This is a genomic window from Enterobacter sp. SENG-6 (assembly GCF_001605945.1).
In the GTDB taxonomy this organism is placed as follows: domain Bacteria; phylum Pseudomonadota; class Gammaproteobacteria; order Enterobacterales; family Enterobacteriaceae; genus Enterobacter; species Enterobacter cloacae.
On sequence record NZ_LOMM01000076.1, the window covers coordinates 26,355 to 44,366 of the forward strand.

Below are 18,012 nucleotides of genomic sequence, written 5' to 3' on the forward strand. Positions count from 1 at the left end.
GAAAGGGTAGCGAATCGCTACCCTTTCTCTCTGACACGAGAATACGCATAGCCTATGAAGCCAATTTTTAGCCGTGGCCCCTCGCTACAGTTTCGCCTGATCCTGGCGGTTCTGGTTGCGCTTGGTGTCATTATTGCCGATAGCCGCCTCGGTACGTTCAGCCAGATCAGAACGTACATGGATACCGCCGTCAGTCCTTTCTACTTTATATCCAATGGTCCTCGTGAACTGCTCGACTCCGTTTCTCAAACGCTGTCCTCACGTGACCAACTCGAACTTGAAAACCGGGCATTGCGCCAGGAACTGCTGCTGAAAAACAGCGAACTGCTGATGTTAGGGCAATACAAGCAGGAAAATGCGCGTCTGCGTGAGCTGCTTGGATCGCCGCTGCGTCAGGATGAGCAGAAGATGGTGACGCAGGTGATCTCCACCGTAAACGATCCTTACAGCGATCAGGTGGTGATCGACAAAGGTAGCGTGAATGGTGTGTATGAAGGTCAGCCTGTTATCAGTGATAAAGGTGTGGTGGGCCAGGTGGTCGCCGTCGCCAAACTGACCAGCCGTGTACTGCTGATCTGCGATGCCACCCATGCGCTGCCTATTCAGGTTCTGCGTAACGATATTCGCGTCATTGCGGCGGGTAACGGCTGCACGGACGATCTGCAGCTGGAGCACCTGCCAGCCAACACGGATATCCGTGTGGGCGACGTGCTGGTCACCTCCGGTCTGGGTGGACGTTTCCCTGAAGGGTATCCGGTTGCGGTTGTCTCTTCTGTGAAGCTTGATACGCAGCGTGCCTACACCGTGATTCAGGCGCGTCCAACGGCGGGTTTACAGCGTCTTCGCTACCTGCTGCTGCTGTGGGGAGCCGATCGTAACGGTGCCAACCCAATGACGCCTGAAGAGGTGCATCGCGTTGCCAATGAGCGCCTGATGCAGATGATGCCGCAGGTTCTTCCTGCTCCGGATGCGATGGGGCCGCCTGCGCCAGTACCCGCGCCGGCCACCGGGATAACGGATGCGCCGCCACCGCCTAAACTCTCATCCGGAGGGCAGTAGTGGCCAGTTATCGTAGCCAGGGACGCTGGGTTATCTGGCTCTCGTTTCTCATCGCGCTGTTGCTGCAGATAATGCCCTGGCCGGACGACATTCTTGTTTACCGGCCAAACTGGGTATTGCTCATTTTGCTCTACTGGATCCTTGCCCTGCCGCACCGCGTAAATGTTGGCACAGGCTTTGTAATGGGTGCCATACTGGATCTCATTAGTGGCTCAACGCTGGGTGTTCGCGCGTTATCCATGAGCATCATTGCATATCTCGTTGCACTCAAATTCCAGCTCTTTCGTAACCTCGCGCTCTGGCAACAGGCGCTGGTCGTGATGTTGTTGTCGCTTGCCGCGGATATCGTTGTTTTCTGGGCAGAGTTTTTAGTGATCAACGTCTCTTTCCGACCCGAAGTATTCTGGAGTAGTGTAGTCAACGGTGTGCTCTGGCCGTGGCTGTTCCTGCTGATGCGTAAGGTTCGCCAGCAGTTTGCTGTGCAGTAAAAGGTTTCTATGACGTCTATCTATCTTGCCTCCGGTTCTCCACGTCGTCAGGAGTTGCTCACGCAGTTGGGCATCGCTTTTGAACGTATCGTTACCGGCATCGAAGAAAAACGTGCTGAGGGCGAAAGTGCTCAGCAGTATGTTTCTCGCCTGGCGCGTGAGAAAGCGCAGGCTGGCGTTGCGTGCGTGCCACGCGACCTGCCGGTACTGGGGGCGGACACCATCGTTATCCTTAACGGTGAAGTGCTTGAGAAACCGCGAGACGCTGAGCATTCAGCACATATGCTGCACAAAATGTCCGGGCAAACGCATCAGGTGATGACCGCGGTGGCGCTGGCGGACAGCAAGCACGTGCTGGATTGTCTGGTGGTGACGGACGTGACCTTCAGAGTACTGACCAACGACGAGATCGCCGCGTATATTGCCAGCGGTGAACCGATGGATAAAGCAGGTGCATACGGTATTCAAGGGCTGGGTGGCTGTTTTGTCAGGAAGATAAATGGCAGCTATCACGCCGTAGTCGGCTTACCGCTGGTGGAAACGTATGAGTTGCTGAGCAATTTTAACTCACTGCGTGAGGGAAGGGATAACTATGACGGCTGAATTGTTGGTAAACGTAACGCCATCGGAAACCCGTGTGGCCTACATTGATGGTGGCATTCTTCAGGAAATTCATATTGAGCGTGAAGCGCGACGCGGAATAGTAGGCAATATCTACAAAGGTCGTGTCAGCCGCGTACTGCCGGGTATGCAGGCGGCTTTTGTAGATATTGGACTGGATAAGGCGGCATTTTTACATGCCTCCGATATCATGCCGCATACCGAGTGTGTCGCAGGCGAAGAGCAAAAGCAGTTTGCCGTACGCGACATTTCAGAGCTGGTGCGTCAGGGGCAGGATCTGATGGTGCAGGTGGTGAAAGACCCCCTTGGCACCAAAGGCGCCCGTCTGACAACCGACATCACATTACCTTCCCGTTACCTGGTCTTTATGCCCGGCGCATCGCACGTGGGGGTTTCCCAGCGTATTGAAAGTGAAAGCGAGCGCGAGCGCCTTAAGAAAGTGGTCAGCGCCTACTGCGACGAACAGGGCGGGTTTATCATCCGTACCGCCGCCGAAGGGGTTAGCGAAGAGGATCTGGCATCCGATGCGGCTTACCTGAAGCGCGTCTGGACCAAGGTGATGGAGCGTAAAAAACGCAACCAGACCCGCTATCAGCTGTACGGTGAGCTGGCGCTTGCCCAGCGCGTCCTGCGTGATTTTGCTGATGCTCAGCTCGACCGAATCCGCGTGGACTCGCGCCTCACCTACGAAGCGCTGCTCGAATTTACCGCTGAGTACATTCCGGAAATGCCTGGCCTGCTGGAACATTACACCGGGCGTCAGCCAATCTTCGATCTCTATGATGTCGAAAATGAGATCCAGCGTGCGCTGGAGCGCAAGGTTGAACTGAAGTCCGGCGGTTATCTGATCATCGATCAGACCGAAGCAATGACCACCGTGGACATCAACACCGGTGCGTTTGTCGGCCATCGCAACCTGGATGACACCATCTTCAATACCAACATTGAAGCGACACAGGCCATTGCGCGCCAGCTTCGTCTGCGCAACCTGGGTGGCATTATCATCATCGACTTTATCGATATGAATAATGAAGACCATCGCCGTCGTGTGCTGCACTCGCTTGAGCAGGCGCTGAGTAAAGATCGCGTGAAAACCAGCATTAACGGCTTCTCACAGCTGGGGCTGGTGGAAATGACGCGTAAACGGACCCGTGAAAGTGTGGAACATGTGCTGTGTAACGAGTGTCCAACCTGCCACGGACGCGGCACCGTAAAGACGGTGGAGACCGTCTGCTATGAGATCATGCGTGAAATTGTCCGCGTTCATCATGCCTACGACTCCGATCGTTTTCTGGTCTATGCTTCCCCTGCGGTGGCTGAAGCGCTGAAAGGTGAAGAGTCGCACGCGCTGGCGGAAGTGGAAATCTTTGTCGGCAAACAGGTAAAAGTACAAATTGAGCCGCTCTATAACCAGGAGCAATTTGACGTCGTCATGATGTAAGACGCAGTTCGCTGCGTGAAAAAGCTGACAAGGAGAGATGCGTGAGGCGATTGCCGGGGATTTTACTGCTTACAGGGGCAACGCTTGTCGTGATTGTCGCGCTGCTCGTGAGCGGGCTGCGCCTCGTTTTACCGCATCTGGACAGCTGGCGTCCGCAGGTGCTGGCGAAGATCGAATCCGCCACCGGTGTGCCGGTTGACGTAAGCCAGGTCAGCGCAAGCTGGCAAAACTTTGGCCCGACGCTGGATGCCCGGGACATCAGTGCCAGCCTGAAAGATGGCGGCTATCTGAAAATCAAACGCGTGACCCTGGCACTGGATGTCTGGCAAAGCCTGCTGCACATGCGCTGGCAGTTCCGCGATCTCACCTTTTATCAGCTTCAGTTTTTGACCAACACGCCGCTCTCCGGCGGGGATAACACGCAGAGCCTTGAAGCCAACCGCCTGAGCGATCTCTTCCTGCGTCAGTTCGATCATTTCGATCTGCGCGACAGCGAAGTGAGCTTTATTACCCTTTCCGGCCAACGCGCCGAACTGAAGATCCCGCAACTGACCTGGCTTAACGGCAAAGAGCGTCACCGTGCCGAGGGGCAGGTGAACCTCTCCAGCCTGAACGGCCAGCATGGGGTCATGCAGGTCCGTATGGATCTGCGTGACGACGACGGCTTGCTCAACAACGGCAAGGTGTGGCTGCAGGCTGACGACGTGGATGTGAAGCCGTGGCTCGGCGACTGGCTGCAGCAAAATATGCAGCTGGAAACGGCCCGTTTTAGCCTGGAAGGCTGGATGACCCTGACGAAAGGCGTGTTCGCCAGCGGCGATATCTGGCTGAAGCAGGGCGGTGCAAGCTGGCAAGGCGAAAGCAAGCAGCATCAACTCTCTGTAGATAACCTCATCGCACATGTGACGAAAGAGAAAGGGGGCTGGCAGTTTGCCATCCCGGATACGCGCATCACCATGGACGGCAAACCCTGGCCGCGCGGCGCGCTGACGCTGGCATGGATGCCTGAGCAGGATGTCGGCGGCACGAATAATAAGCGTAGCGATGAGCTGCGTATCCGCGCCACGCATCTCGATTTGGCGGCCATTGAAGGGCTGCGCTCCATGGCAGCGAAGCTCTCTCCGGATTTGGGTGACGTTTGGCTGGCAACGCAGCCAAGTGGGGAAATTGACGCCCTCGCGCTGGATATCCCGCTGCAGGCAACCGAGAAAACCCGCTTCCAGGCGACGTGGAAAGATCTGGCCTGGAAACAGTGGAAACTGCTGCCGGGGGCTGAGAACTTCAGCGGCAAGCTGGAGGGCAGCGTTGAGAACGGCAGGCTGACCGTTGAGATGCATGACGCCAAAATGCCTTATGAAACGGTCTTCAGGGCACCTCTGGAAATTGAAAAAGGCAACGCGGTGCTTAACTGGCTGCGCAATGATAAAGGCTTCCAGCTTGATGGCCGCCATATCGATGTGAAAGCCAAAGCGGTTCATGCCCGCGGGGATTTCCGCTATTTAAAGCCTGAAGGTGAAGAGCCGTGGTTGGGTATTCTGGCGGGGATCAGCACCAGCGACGGTTCTCAGGCCTGGCGTTACTTCCCGGAAAACCTGATGGGTAAAGCGCTCGTGGACTACCTGAGCGGGGCGATCCAGGGCGGTCAGGCGGATAACGCCACCCTGGCCTATGGCGGTAATCCGCATCTTTTCCCATACAAACATAACGAAGGTCAGTTCCAGGTGCTGGTGCCGTTGCACAACGCTACCTTTGCGTTCCAGCCGGGCTGGCCTGCACTGAAAAACCTCGATATTGAGCTTAATTTTCTCAATGACGGGTTGTGGATGAAGTCAGACAGCGTCGCGCTGGGCGGCGTGACGGCCACCAACCTGACGGCAAATATCCCCGATTACTCAAAAGAGAAACTGCTGATTGATGCCGATATCAACGGGCCGGGCAAGGCGGTCGGTCCCTATTTTGAAGAGACGCCGCTGAAAGCCTCGCTGGCTGCCACACTTGAGCAACTCCAGCTTGATGGCGATGTGAATGCTCGCTTACATCTGGATATCCCGCTGGACGGCGAAATGACCACCGCCAAAGGTGATGTCCGCCTGAACAACAACAGCCTGTATATCAAACCGCTGGAAAGTACGCTGAAGAACCTCAGCGGGCAGTTCAGCTTTGTGAACGGCAACCTGAAGAGTGAGCCGCTCACAGCCAACTGGTTCAATCAGCCCGTCAACATCGACTTCTCGACCACCGAGGGGGAGAAGGCCTACCAGGTGGCTGTCAATCTGGACGGTAACTGGCAACCCTCGCGGATGGATGTACTGCCGAAACCCATTCAGGAGTCGGTTGATGGTGCAGCCGCCTGGAAGGGGAAGGTGGATATTGAACTGCCCTACCACGCCGGTACGAAGTATAAGGTCGACCTTACTGGCGATCTGAAAAATCTCAGCAGCCAGTTGCCTGCACCGCTGGATAAACAGGCCGGACAGGCGCTGCCCGTGACGCTTAACGTCGTGGGCAACCTGAACAGCTTCGAGTTAACCGGCAGCGCGGGTGGCATGAATCATTTCAACAGCCGCTGGCTGCTCAACCGTAAGCTGACCCTGGACAAAGCCATCTGGACGACGGACAGCCGAACCACGCCTCCGCTCCCGGATCACCAGGGCATTGAGCTGAATCTCCCGCCGATGGATGGCGCGCAGTGGCTGGCGCTGTTCCAGAAAGGTGTCGGGCAAAACGTGGATGAGGCGGCGCAGTTCCCGCAAACCGTCACCGTGCGCACACCGTCGCTCACGCTGGGTGGGCAACAGTGGAACAACCTGAGTATCGTCTCTCAGCCCACGGCTAACGGCTCGAAAGTAGAGGCTCAGGGCAGGGAGATCAACGCCACCCTGACCATGCGCGATAACGCCCCGTGGCAGGCGGCAATCCGCTATCTCTACTACAACCCGGCAACGGCGGGCGGGAAAGATCAATCGACTCCGGCATCGCCGTTGAGTAACACTTCCCGCGTGGACTTCAGCGGCTGGCCGGATCTGCAACTGCGCTGTGCTGAGTGCTGGCTGTGGGGACAAAAATATGGCCGCATTGACGGTGACTTCGCGATTCAGGGCAACACGCTGAGCCTCACGGGTGGACTGGTCGATACCGGCTTTGGTCGTCTGACGGCCGCGGGCGAGTGGGTGAATAACCCAGGCGAACAGCGCACCTCGCTGAAAGGCGACATTAAGGGTAACAAACTGGATGCAGCAGCCAATTTCTTTGGTATCAGCACGCCGCTGCGCGGCTCGTCATTTGACGTCGATTACGATCTTCACTGGCGTGACGCGCCGTGGAAGCCGGATGAGGCCTCGCTTAACGGCATACTGAAAACCCGCTTCGGAAAAGGTGAAATTGCCGATGTGAGCACGGGACGCGCCGGGCAGATCCTGCGTCTCCTGAGCTTTGATGCACTGCTGCGTAAGCTGCGTTTTGATTTCAGCGATACCTTCAGTGAAGGGTTCTACTACGATTCCATCCGCAGTACGGCGTGGATCAAGGACGGCGTTATGCATACGGACGACACGCTGGTGGACGGTCTGGAAGCGGATATCGCCATGAAGGGCTCGGTTAACCTTGTACGTCGCGAGCTTGATATGGAAGCCGTGGTGGCGCCAGAAATCTCCGCGAGCGTGGGGGTGGCAGCCGCCTTTGTGGTGAACCCGATTGTTGGTGCTGCGGTGTTTGCCGCCAGTAAAGTGCTGGGGCCGCTGTGGAGCAAAGTCTCTATTCTGCGTTACCGCATCACCGGTCCGGTGGATAAACCGCAGATTAATGAAGTGCTGCGCCAGCCGCGCAAAGATGCACAGCAATGATTTGACGTGGGCAGGTAATTGCCTCACTCTCAATTAATACGATCTTTATACCGCCACAGGCGGCAACGAACGAGTAGCAATACGATGAGTCTGAACCTGGTAAGTGAACATTTGCTCGCAGCGAACGGCCTGAGCCATCAGGACCTGTTCTCCATTCTTGGTCAACTGACCGAACGCCGTCTCGACTACGGCGATCTCTATTTCCAGTCGAGCTATCACGAATCCTGGGTTTTAGAAGACAGCATCATCAAAGATGGTTCTTACAACATTGACCAGGGCGTTGGCGTGCGCGCCATCAGCGGCGAGAAAACCGGTTTTGCCTATGCGGACCAGATAAGCCTGGCTGCGCTGGAGCAGAGCGCGCAGGCGGCACGTACCATCGTGCGTGACGCTGGCGATGGCCGTGTTAAAACGCTGGGTGAGGTGCAGCATTCTGCGCTCTACACCAGCATCGACCCGCTGCAGAGCATGAGCCGTGAAGAGAAGCTGGATATCCTGCGCCGCGTGGACAAAGTGGCGCGTGCTGCTGATAAACGCGTACAGGAAGTGTCTGCCAGCCTGAGCGGTGTCTATGAACTGATTCTGGTCGCGGCGACGGACGGCACCCTGGCGGCGGATGTCCGTCCGCTGGTGCGTCTCTCCATCAGCGTGCAGGTGGAAGAGGACGGCAAGCGCGAGCGTGGCTCAAGCGGCGGCGGTGGTCGTTTTGGTTATGACTGGTTCCTGGGTGACGTCGACGGTGAAGCCCGTGCGGACGCGTGGGCAAAAGAAGCCGTGCGTATGGCGATGGTCAATCTTTCTGCCGTGGCGGCACCTGCGGGGACATTCCCGGTGGTACTGGGCGCTGGCTGGCCGGGCGTGCTGCTGCATGAAGCCGTGGGGCATGGTCTGGAAGGGGACTTTAACCGCCGCGGCACCTCCGTATTTAGCGGTCAGATAGGGCAGCTTGTCTCCTCTGAACTGTGCACGGTGGTGGATGACGGTACCATGGTTGATCGCCGTGGCTCTATCTCCATCGATGATGAAGGTACGCCGGGTCAGTACAACGTGCTGATCGAAAACGGTGTGCTGAAAGGCTATATGCAGGACAAACTGAACGCGCGCCTGATGGGCGTGGCGCCAACGGGTAACGGCCGTCGTGAATCTTATGCGCATCTGCCGATGCCGCGTATGACTAACACCTACATGCTGCCAGGCCAGTCCACGCCGCAGGAGATCATCGAGTCTGTTGATTACGGGATCTTCGCCCCAAACTTTGGCGGTGGTCAGGTGGACATCACCTCCGGTAAATTCGTCTTCTCTACGTCAGAAGCGTATCTGATCGAAAAAGGCAAAGTGACCAAAGCGGTGAAAGGCGCGACGCTGATTGGTTCCGGTATCGAAGCCATGCAGCAGATCTCCATGGTCGGTAACGATCTCAAGCTGGACAACGGCGTGGGCGTCTGCGGTAAAGAGGGCCAGAGCCTGCCAGTGGGCGTGGGCCAGCCGACACTGAAGGTCGATAACCTCACGGTGGGCGGCACGGCGTAATTTTCTCCCCTCACCCTAACCCTCTCCCCAACGGGGAGAGGGGAAATACTTACTCTTTCCTTCTTCCCCGCATGCCCTGAAACAGTTCCGCAACCTCCACAAAATACTCGGTCAGATAGTTAATGCACACCTGCACCTTAAGCGGCAGTTTGTCTTTTTCGGTATACAGGGCATACACCGGACGCGGATCGGACTGGTAGCGAGGGAACAGGATCTCCAGCACTCCGCTGTTGATCTCATTGATCACCCACATTAACGGGACGTAAGCGATCCCGGCGCCCGCCACCAGCCAGCGCGAGATGGTCATCGGATCGTTGGTAACAAACCGTCCTTCCGGCAGCAGTCGGGTAGAAATGCCTTCCGGGGCAATCAGTTCAAATTCATTATCGGGGCGGACGCTGTACTCCAGCCAGGAGTGGTTGGCGAGATCGGCTGGTTTCTCCGGCACGCCGTACTGCGCCAGATAGCTCTTCGAGGCACAGACCACCATCGGCATACTCCCGAGTCGACGAGAGAAGAGGCTGGAGTCCTGCAGCGCGCCAACGCGGATCACCACATCCAGCCCGTCTGCGATCAGGTCCGGGGCGGGAATACCGGTAACCAGATTCACGGTTAATCCCGGATATTCTTTCAGCATCTCTGCGGTCATGGCGGCGAGAACATTTTGTGCCATAGTTGAAGAACAGCCAATCCGCAGTGTCCCGATGGGCGTGTTGTTAAAGGCATAGAGCTGCTCGTGAACATCCTGCACTTCATGCATCATGCGGCGACAGCCCTGATAGTAAATTTTACCCGCTTCCGTCAGACCAATACTGCGGGTGCTGCGGTTGAGCAGCTTCACCTGCAGTTCATCTTCCAGTTTTGACACCGTCTGACTGATGGAGGAGACGCTCATCTGTAACTGCCGGGCAGCAGCAGTAAATGAGCCAAGTTCAACCACTTTGGCGAAGACCGACATGCGTTTTAAACGTTCCATTGTTCACTCTGGCTTAAAAGTGATTTAGATCACATATTATAGATAACAGCATAACAGTTACGTTAATATATTATTAATTACATAACGGCTGCGCCATTCTCGCCCGGCGTTTCTTGCTCTCCCGCGGTGGCGTGCGCTAAAAATTCTGAAGCCTGCACTCTCTCTTATCAAGGTCAACATGAGTCTGTTTCCCGTTATCGTGGTGTTCGGTCTGTCGTTCCCACCGATATTTTTCGAGCTTCTTTTATCACTGGCGATCTTCTGGCTGGTGCGCAAGGTGCTGGTTACTACCGGGATCTACGATTTCGTCTGGCACCCTGCATTGTTCAATACCGCGCTGTATTGCTGCCTGTTCTACCTGATATCGCGCATGTTTGTCTGAGGTTGATGTGAAAACGCTAACAAGAAAAATCTCCCGCACCGCCATCACCATGGCGCTGGTTATCCTCGCGTTCATCGCTATTTTTCGCGCCTGGGTCTATTACACCGAATCACCGTGGACGCGTGACGCGCGTTTTAGCGCCGATGTCGTGGCGATCGCCCCCGACGTGGCCGGTCTTATCACGGCGGTTAACGTCCACGATAACCAGCTGGTGAAGAAAGACCAGGTGCTGTTCACCATTGACCAGCCGCGTTACCAGAAAGCACTGGAAGAAGCGGAAGCGGATGTCGCCTATTACCAGGCGCTGGCTGCGGAGAAACGCCGCGAGGCGGGCCGCCGTAACCAGCTGGGGGTTCAGGCGATGTCCCGGGAAGAGATCGATCAGTCTAACAACGTGCTGCAAACCGTGCTGCATCAGCTGGCAAAGGCGCAGGCGACGCGCGACCTGGCGAAGCTCGATCTGGAGCGTACCGTGATCCGCGCACCCGCCGATGGCTGGGTCACCAACCTGAATGTCTATGCCGGGGAGTTTATCACCCGCGGTTCAACCGCCGTGGCGCTGGTGAAACAAAACTCATTCTATGTGCTTGCCTATATGGAAGAGACCAAACTGGAAGGCGTTCGTCCGGGCTACCGCGCAGAGATCACGCCGCTTGGCAGCAACCGCGTCTTTAAAGGTACCGTAGACAGCGTTGCCGCTGGCGTCACCAACTCCAGCAGCTCCAATGATGCGAAAGGGATGGCGACGGTTGATTCCAACCTGGAATGGGTGCGCCTGGCCCAGCGTGTGCCGGTACGTATTCATCTGGACGAACAGCAGGGCAACCTGTGGCCTGCGGGCACAACCGCGACGGTGGTCATCACCGGTGAGAAAGACCGGGACGCCAGCCAGGACTCTATTTTCCGTAAAATCGCCCATCGTCTGCGCGAGTTTGGTTAATCGCTATGGGGATCTTTACTATCGCCAGCCAGCACATTCGCTTCGCCGTGAAGCTGGCGAGTGCCATTGTGCTGGCACTGTTTGTCGGGTTTCACTTCCAGCTGGAAACCCCCCGCTGGGCGGTGTTAACGGCGGCGATTGTCGCGGCTGGCCCGGCATTCGCGGCAGGTGGGGAACCTTATTCCGGGGCGATCCGCTATCGCGGGATGCTGCGTATCATTGGGACGTTTATCGGCTGTATCGCCGCGCTCACCATTATCATTCTGATGATCCGCACGCCACTGTTGATGGTATTGGTGTGCTGTATCTGGGCGGGCTTCTGCACCTGGCTCTCCTCTCTGGTGAAGGTCGAAAACTCTTACGCCTGGGGGCTGGCGGGTTATACCGCACTGATTATTGTCATCACCATTCAAACCGAACCGCTGCTCGCGCCGCAGTTTGCCGTGGAACGCTGCAGTGAGATCGTGATTGGTATCGTCTGCGCAATTGTTGCTGACCTGCTTTTCTCCCCTCGCTCCATCAAACAGGAGGTGGATCGCGAACTGGATGCGCTGATCGTCTCCCAGTATCAGCTGATGCAGCTCTGCATCAAGCACGGTGACAGCGAAGAGGTGGACAAAGCCTGGAGTGGACTGGTTCGCCGCACGCAGGCGCTGGAAGGGATGCGCAGTAACCTTAACATGGAGTCCTCGCGCTGGGCGCGCGCCAACCGTCGTCTTAAAGCGATCAATACCGTCTCCTTAACGCTGATTACCCAGGCGTGCGAAACCTACCTTATTCAGAACACCCGCCCGGAATCGGTTACCGATACCTTCCGCGAACTGTTTGCCGAGCCGGTGGAAACGGTGCAGGACGTACATAAGCAGCTCAAACGCATGCGGCGGGTCATCGCCCGGACCGGAGAGCGCGACACACCGGTGACCATTTATACGTGGGTTGGCGCCGCGACGCGCTACCTGCTGCTGAAACGGGGCGTGATCGGCAATACGAAAATCAGCGCGGCGGAAGAGGAAGTCCTGCAGGGTGAAGTGGTGATCAAGGCGGAATCGGCTGAGCGCCACCACGCGATGGTCAACTTCTGGCGTACCACGCTTGCCTGTATGCTCGGCACGCTGTTCTGGCTGTGGACTGGCTGGACCTCCGGCAGCGGCGCGATGGTCATGATTGCCGTCGTCACGGCGCTGGCAATGCGTCTGCCCAACCCGCGTATGGTCGCTATCGATTTCCTGTACGGCACGATTGCCGCGTTACCGCTTGGCGCGCTCTATTTCCTGGTGATCCTCCCGTCCACGCAGCAGAGCATGTTGCTGCTCTGTATCAGTCTTGCGGTGATGGCATTCTTTATCGGGATAGAAGTGCAGAAGCGCCGTCTGGGATCGCTCGGTGCCCTCGCCAGTACTATTAATATTCTGGTGCTGGATAACCCCATGACGTTCCATTTCAGCCAGTTCCTCGACAGCGCCCTGGGTCAGCTGGTGGGCTGTTTCCTGGCGATGATGGTGATTCTGCTGGTGCGCGACAATTCCCAGGCGCGAACAGGTCGCGTGCTGTTGAACCAGTTCGTTTCGGCGGCGGTCTCCTCCATGACCACCAACACTGCGCGCCGTAAAGAGAACCATCTGCCTGCGCTCTATCAGCAGCTGTTTTTACTGTTGAATAAATTCCCTGGCGACATTGCCCGCTTTCGTCTGGCGTTAACCATGATCATTGCGCATCAGCGCCTGCGTAACGCACCGGTGCCCATCAACGACGATCTGTCGGCATTCCACCGCCAGTTGCGCCGCACCGCGGACCATGTGCTTTCCGCCTCCAGTGATGACAAACGACGCCGTTACTTTAAGCAGTTGCTGGAAGAGCTGGATGTCTACCAGGAGAAGCTCAGGGTCTGGGAAGCACCTCCTCAGGTGACAGAGCCGGTAGCGCGGCTGGTGTTTATGCTGCACCGCTACCAGAATGTCCTGACGGATAACTGACTGAAGTAAAAAACCGACGCCAAAAGCGTCGGTTTTTTTGTGGCTATACTTATTTCTGCAGGCTCTTACATTCAGAAAGGGAGGACACATGACTACCCAGGCGCTTCAGGACCACATTCTTTTTCAGACCGGTTATCTGGTTAACGGCATATGGAAAACGCTGGACACGACGTTTGATGTGTTGAACCCGGCCACCGGTGATGTTATCGCCAAAGTGGCGAAAGCCGGTAAAGCAGAAACCGAAGAGGCGATTGCCGCCGCCGCGAAAGCCTTCCCGGCCTGGCGGGCCAAAACCGCGAAAGAGCGCTCGACCATTCTCTATCGCTGGTATGAACTGATTATCGAGAATAAAAGCTGGCTTGGTCGGTTAATGACCACCGAACAGGGCAAACCCCTGAAAGAAGCTGAAGGCGAGGTGGAGTACGCCGCCAGTTTTATTCAGTGGTTTGCCGAAGAGGCCAAGCGCGCTAACGGTGAAATTATTCCGCCGATCAAACCGGGCTCCCGCATTCTGGCTACCCGTGAGCCTGTGGGAGTGGTGGCGGCAATTACGCCGTGGAACTTCCCGATGGCGATGCTCACCCGTAAGCTTGGTCCGGCGCTGGCCGCGGGGTGTACCGGGGTCATCAAACCGGCAAACAACACCCCGCTCAGCGCGTTTGCGCTGCTCACGCTGGCGAAACAGGCCGGTGTGCCGGATGGCGTCCTCAACGCCGTGGCCGGTAATACGCATGAGATCAGCGACGCGATTATGGCGAGCCACGAGGTGCGGAAAATCTCGTTTACCGGCTCCACTTCCGTCGGCAAAACGCTGGTGCGTAACGCCGCGGACACCATGAAAAAAGTTTCGATGGAGCTGGGGGGGAATGCCCCGTATATCGTGTTTGAAGATGCGGACATCGATGCTGCCGTCAAAGGGGCTATCGCCAACAAATTCCGTAATGCCGGACAGGTCTGCGTCAGCGTTAACCGCTTCTATATTCAGGAAACCGTCTACGACAAGTTTGTGAACAAACTGGCCGATGCGGTGAACGCGCTGAAGGTGGGAAATGGTCTGGAAGACGGTGTGGTCGTAGGCCCGCTGATTGAACCCTCCGCGGTGAACAAAGTGCGCGAGCATGTGGAAGACGCTGTTGCCCGGGGGGCGACGGTCCTGGCGGGCGGTAAACCACATCCGCTTGGTGGCAATTTCTGGATGCCCACCGTGCTGGGCGACTGTCATGAAGGCATGAAACTGGCGGAAGAAGAGACGTTTGGTCCCGTTGCCGCCTGTTTCCGTTTCACTTCTGAAGATGAAGTCATCCAGCGCGCCAACAACACGCCTTATGGTCTGGCGGCTTACTTCTATACTCAGAATCTGTCGCGCGTTTTCCGCGTCTCGCAGGCAATCGAAAGCGGGATGATTGGGATTAATGAGTGCGCCGTTTCCACGGAGCTTGGACCTTTTGGTGGGGTAAAAGAGTCTGGCCTGGGTCGAGAAGGGTCCGTGCTGGGGCTGGAAGAGTATCTGGAAGTCAAAACCCTGCATATCGGGGGATTATAATAGACAGGGCGGCATCTGCCGCTCGCCTGGACTGGGTGGCTGGCAATGAAAACCTATACCTTTGATTTTGACGAGATCGACAGTCAGGAAGACTTCTATCGTGAATTTATCCGGGCGTTTGATCTGGAACGGGAAAGCGTCACGAATCTGGATATGCTGTGGGATGTGGTGACCGGCAGTCAGCTGCCGTTACCGCTGGAAATAGAGTTTATTCATCTGCCCGATAAGCTGCGCAGGCGATTTGGGGCGCTGATTTTATTGTTTGATGAAGCAGAAGAAGAGCTGGAAGGGCAGTTGCGTTTCAACGCGCGCCATTGATTACGCGAAAAAAAGCCCCTGACCAGCGAGGCCAGGGGCAAGTCGTATGATGAGATACGACGAGGGTTTATTTATACAGTTCTGCCGTAGCGTGCCAGTGGTCACCCTGATTCAGTTCGGTGACGCGGTAGCTACTGGCGCCTGCTTTTTCAGCTTTTGCGGCCAGCTCCTGACGGATATCCATCGGAGAGCCGGTGACGGACGTTACGGAAACACTACCCATAGACTGCAGATTTTGCGCCTGCTCGGTATTCACCTGCTGGACGGCTGCGCTTGCGCCGAAAGAGAGAACCGATGCCAGACCGAGGGTTGCGATGATTAATTTGGTTTTCATAGTCTTTGCTCCTGAAGAGGTTTTTGCTCATCGGCGAGAAGGGTTGAACTGCTATTTTTATGCCTGGTGCCGTTGAGTGGAGATAGTCGTCTTCTGTTATTACTAAAACTTATTTATACAGCTCAGCGGTAGCGTGCCAGTGGTCACCGGAACGCGCTTCAATGATGCGATAGGATGATGCACCTTGTTCTTCCGCTTTTTTGTTCAGCATCTCATGCATGTCCATTGGAGACGTGCCGATTGCGCCGACAGAAACCGTACCGATAGCCTCACGGGATTGCGCCTGATCGGCATTAATGGAGTCTGCTGCGAAAGCACCGAATGACAGGACAGACAGGACGCTCAGCGCCGCTACAGTTGTTTTGATTTTCATGATTTTTACCTCGTCGAATTTTTTAGTGGGGTCTTTGTTTCGTGACCCTCATCACAAAATCAAGTATACACTAATAACGGCAAAAATTAATACCAGACTAATTGTTTCATGGGTAATTACGTGTTAAACAGCGCAATTTTTATAACCTAATGGCATAATATTGGTCATTTTTTGTTCGCGTTGGCGTGTTATATCTAAGTAAATCATATGGATAAATGATTTTGATATTTTGTGCGATTCTTTGATTTATCATTCACTGGCTGAATGTTAATGAGTGGTAAAAAGCACTATTTGTTAAATTGAGGACAGGAGAAAACAGGGGATAACGCAGCGGGGGCAGAATGAACCCCGTAGCGACGCTACGGGGAGAGAGGATTACAGCTCCTGTTCGAACAGAACCAGGATCGCCTCGTGGAGATCTTTCACCGAAAAGCCGTTGGCTGGCGTGGTAAAGATGGTGTCATCACCGGCGATTGTACCGAGAATCCCTTCCGTTTTACCCAGAGAGTCCAGCATGCGGGCAATCAGCTGTGCGGCACCAGGGCTTGTGTGGATCACCACAACGGCATCGTTGTGGTCGATATCCAGAACCAGATTCTTCAGCGGGCTGGAGGTTGTCGGCACGCCAAGTTCAGCTGGCAGGCAATAGACCATCTCCATTTTGGCGTTACGGGTACGCACTGCGCCAAATTTGGTCAACATACGGGAGACTTTCGACTGGTTGATATTGTCGAAGCCTTGTTCCTGCAGCGCCTGAACAATTTCTCCCTGAGAACTGAATTTCTCTTCTTTGAGTAGCGCTTTAAACGCCTTTACTAATTCTTCTTGCTTAGACGAGCTTCGCATAAGTCACCCGGAATATGACGATAGAAACAACATTATTATGCATGTGGATGAATTTTTATGCAAATTATCTACCAGGCAGTAGCCTGAAATAATGTTATGAAAGGGAGTGATATTATCAGATTTCGTTATCGGAAAACATGCCTGGGTCACGCCACGCAAATAAGCTTAAAAGTAAATTAAATGTTATCAAAATGATGTTGTTTTGGTGGCGTGGCAGGGTGTATTGTAACCACCTCTTAATTCGTTGCCGTCTGTTGTCAGAGAGTCTTCTGGGAAGAGAGAAAGTCGCGTGACCTCAAATTCTTTAGCTACGAAAATTGTAATTAATTACCTGCTGAATTAAGGTCGCTGCAACGGATTTACAGATACTTAAGTTAACCATAATAAGGAGTTTAGGATGAAAGTCGCAGTCCTCGGCGCTGCTGGTGGTATCGGCCAGGCGCTTGCCCTACTACTGAAAACCCAACTGCCTTCAGGCTCAGAACTCTCCCTGTACGACATTGCTCCGGTAACCCCAGGTGTGGCGGTTGACCTGAGCCACATCCCGACCGCTGTTAACATCAAAGGTTTCTCCGGCGAAGACGCACGTCCTGCGCTGCAGGGTGCTGACGTTGTGCTGATCTCCGCCGGCGTGGCGCGTAAGCCTGGTATGGATCGTTCCGACCTGTTCAACGTCAACGCAGGCATCGTGAAAAACCTGGTGCAGCAGATCGCTGAAGTGTGTCCGAAAGCGTGCATCGGTATCATCACTAACCCGGTGAACACCACGGTCGCTATTGCGGCAGAAGTGCTGAAGAAAGCAGGCGTTTACGACAAGAACAAACTGTTCGGCGTGACCACGCTGGATATCATCCGTTCTAACACCTTCGTGGCTGAGCTGAAAGGCAAGCAGCCTACGGAAGTTGAAGTGCCGGTCATCGGTGGTCACTCTGGTGTGACGATTCTGCCTCTGCTCTCGCAGATCCCTGGCGTGAGCTTCACCGAGCAGGAAGTGGCTGACCTGACCAAACGTATCCAGAACGCAGGCACCGAAGTGGTGGAAGCGAAGGCAGGTGGCGGTTCTGCAACGCTGTCTATGGGCCAGGCGGCTGCACGTTTCGGTCTGTCACTGGTTCGCGCGCTGCAGGGCGAGAAGGGCGTGGTTGAATGCGCTTATGTTGAAGGCGATGGCGAACACGCGCGCTTCTTCTCCCAGCCGCTGCTGCTTGGTAAAAATGGTATCGAAGAGCGTAAGCCAATTGGCACGCTGAGCGCGTTTGAACAAAACGCGATGGAAGGCATGCTGGACACGCTGAAGAAAGATATCACGCTGGGCGAAGAGTTCGTTAACAAGTGATCTTTTCCCG

16 protein-coding genes are annotated in these 18,012 nt (G+C 55.5%); 12 read left to right on the forward strand and 4 right to left on the reverse strand.

Annotation, left to right across the window (positions count from 1 at the left end):
- The first annotated feature begins 54 nt into the window (after positions 1-54).
- The 6 genes from mreC (at position 55) to tldD (ending at position 8,981) form a co-directional block, all read left to right on the forward strand.
- Positions 55-1,059 carry a rod shape-determining protein MreC gene (gene mreC, locus AX755_RS21750; protein ID WP_013098986.1) on the forward strand — a complete coding sequence of 335 codons (1,005 nt, stop codon included), beginning with the start codon at positions 55-57 and terminating at the stop codon, positions 1,057-1,059.
- The gene (mreD, locus tag AX755_RS21755; RefSeq protein WP_013098985.1) at positions 1,059-1,547 is read left to right on the forward strand and encodes a rod shape-determining protein MreD; all 489 of its coding nucleotides are present in this window, start codon (positions 1,059-1,061) and stop codon (positions 1,545-1,547) included. The genes mreC and mreD overlap by 1 nt, the downstream gene beginning before the upstream one ends.
- Before the next feature lie 9 nt (positions 1,548-1,556).
- The gene (locus AX755_RS21760; RefSeq protein ID WP_062857447.1) at positions 1,557-2,150 is read left to right on the forward strand and encodes a Maf family protein; all 594 of its coding nucleotides are present in this window, start codon (positions 1,557-1,559) and stop codon (positions 2,148-2,150) included.
- Positions 2,140-3,609, forward strand: a complete 1,470-nt coding sequence (gene rng, locus AX755_RS21765; RefSeq protein ID WP_014833490.1) for a ribonuclease G — start codon at positions 2,140-2,142, stop codon at positions 3,607-3,609. Before AX755_RS21760 ends, rng begins: the two co-directional genes overlap by 11 nt.
- Positions 3,610-3,650: 41 nt before the next feature.
- Positions 3,651-7,451, forward strand: a complete 3,801-nt coding sequence (gene yhdP / locus AX755_RS21770) for an AsmA2 domain-containing protein YhdP (protein ID WP_062857448.1) — start codon at positions 3,651-3,653, stop codon at positions 7,449-7,451.
- Between the two features lie 84 nt (positions 7,452-7,535).
- Positions 7,536-8,981, forward strand: a complete 1,446-nt coding sequence (gene tldD / locus AX755_RS21775) for a metalloprotease TldD (RefSeq protein WP_020687383.1) — start codon at positions 7,536-7,538, stop codon at positions 8,979-8,981.
- Between the two features lie 49 nt (positions 8,982-9,030).
- On the opposite strand, the gene aaeR is transcribed toward tldD, so the two are convergent.
- The gene (gene aaeR / locus AX755_RS21780) at positions 9,031-9,957 is read right to left on the reverse strand and encodes an HTH-type transcriptional activator AaeR (RefSeq protein ID WP_013098979.1); all 927 of its coding nucleotides are present in this window, start codon (positions 9,955-9,957) and stop codon (positions 9,031-9,033) included.
- Positions 9,958-10,135: 178 nt separating this feature from the next.
- Between aaeR and aaeX the strand changes: the two genes are divergently transcribed.
- From aaeX to AX755_RS21805, 5 genes are all read left to right on the forward strand, one after another.
- Positions 10,136-10,339: a p-hydroxybenzoic acid efflux pump operon protein AaeX gene (gene aaeX / locus AX755_RS21785; protein WP_062857449.1), complete on the forward strand. Its 204-nt coding sequence runs from the start codon at positions 10,136-10,138 to the stop codon at positions 10,337-10,339.
- A gap of 7 nt (positions 10,340-10,346) precedes the next feature.
- Complete coding sequence (aaeA, locus tag AX755_RS21790) at positions 10,347-11,279, forward strand: p-hydroxybenzoic acid efflux pump subunit AaeA (protein ID WP_013098978.1); 933 nt, start codon at positions 10,347-10,349, stop codon at positions 11,277-11,279.
- Positions 11,280-11,284: 5 nt separating this feature from the next.
- Entirely contained in the window at positions 11,285-13,252 is a 1,968-nt protein-coding gene (gene aaeB / locus AX755_RS21795) for a p-hydroxybenzoic acid efflux pump subunit AaeB (protein ID WP_062857450.1), read from the forward strand.
- An 88-nt stretch (positions 13,253-13,340) separates the two neighbouring features.
- Entirely contained in the window at positions 13,341-14,795 is a 1,455-nt protein-coding gene (locus tag AX755_RS21800; protein ID WP_023620890.1) for an NAD-dependent succinate-semialdehyde dehydrogenase, read from the forward strand.
- A 45-nt stretch (positions 14,796-14,840) separates the two neighbouring features.
- Complete coding sequence (locus tag AX755_RS21805) at positions 14,841-15,113, forward strand: barstar family protein (RefSeq protein WP_013098975.1); 273 nt, start codon at positions 14,841-14,843, stop codon at positions 15,111-15,113.
- 67 nt (positions 15,114-15,180) lie between these two features.
- On the opposite strand, the gene yhcN (AX755_RS21810) is transcribed toward AX755_RS21805, so the two are convergent.
- The 3 genes from yhcN (AX755_RS21810) to argR all read right to left on the reverse strand — a co-directional run bounded on the left by yhcN (AX755_RS21810) (position 15,181) and on the right by argR (position 16,666).
- Positions 15,181-15,447 carry a peroxide/acid stress response protein YhcN gene (gene yhcN, locus AX755_RS21810; RefSeq protein ID WP_013098974.1) on the reverse strand — a complete coding sequence of 89 codons (267 nt, stop codon included), beginning with the start codon at positions 15,445-15,447 and terminating at the stop codon, positions 15,181-15,183.
- Between the two features lie 109 nt (positions 15,448-15,556).
- A complete protein-coding gene (yhcN, locus tag AX755_RS21815; protein WP_013098973.1) occupies positions 15,557-15,820 on the reverse strand; it encodes a peroxide/acid stress response protein YhcN in 264 nt (87 codons plus the stop codon).
- Positions 15,821-16,195: 375 nt separating this feature from the next.
- Positions 16,196-16,666 (reverse strand): transcriptional regulator ArgR, encoded by a 471-nt coding sequence (argR, locus tag AX755_RS21820; protein ID WP_013098972.1) that lies wholly within the window; start codon positions 16,664-16,666, stop codon positions 16,196-16,198.
- A 397-nt stretch (positions 16,667-17,063) separates the two neighbouring features.
- Between argR and mdh the strand changes: the two genes are divergently transcribed.
- Positions 17,064-18,002, forward strand: coding sequence for a malate dehydrogenase (gene mdh, locus AX755_RS21825; RefSeq protein WP_020687375.1), 939 nt, complete (start codon positions 17,064-17,066; stop codon positions 18,000-18,002).
- The last annotated feature ends 10 nt before the right edge of the window (positions 18,003-18,012 follow it).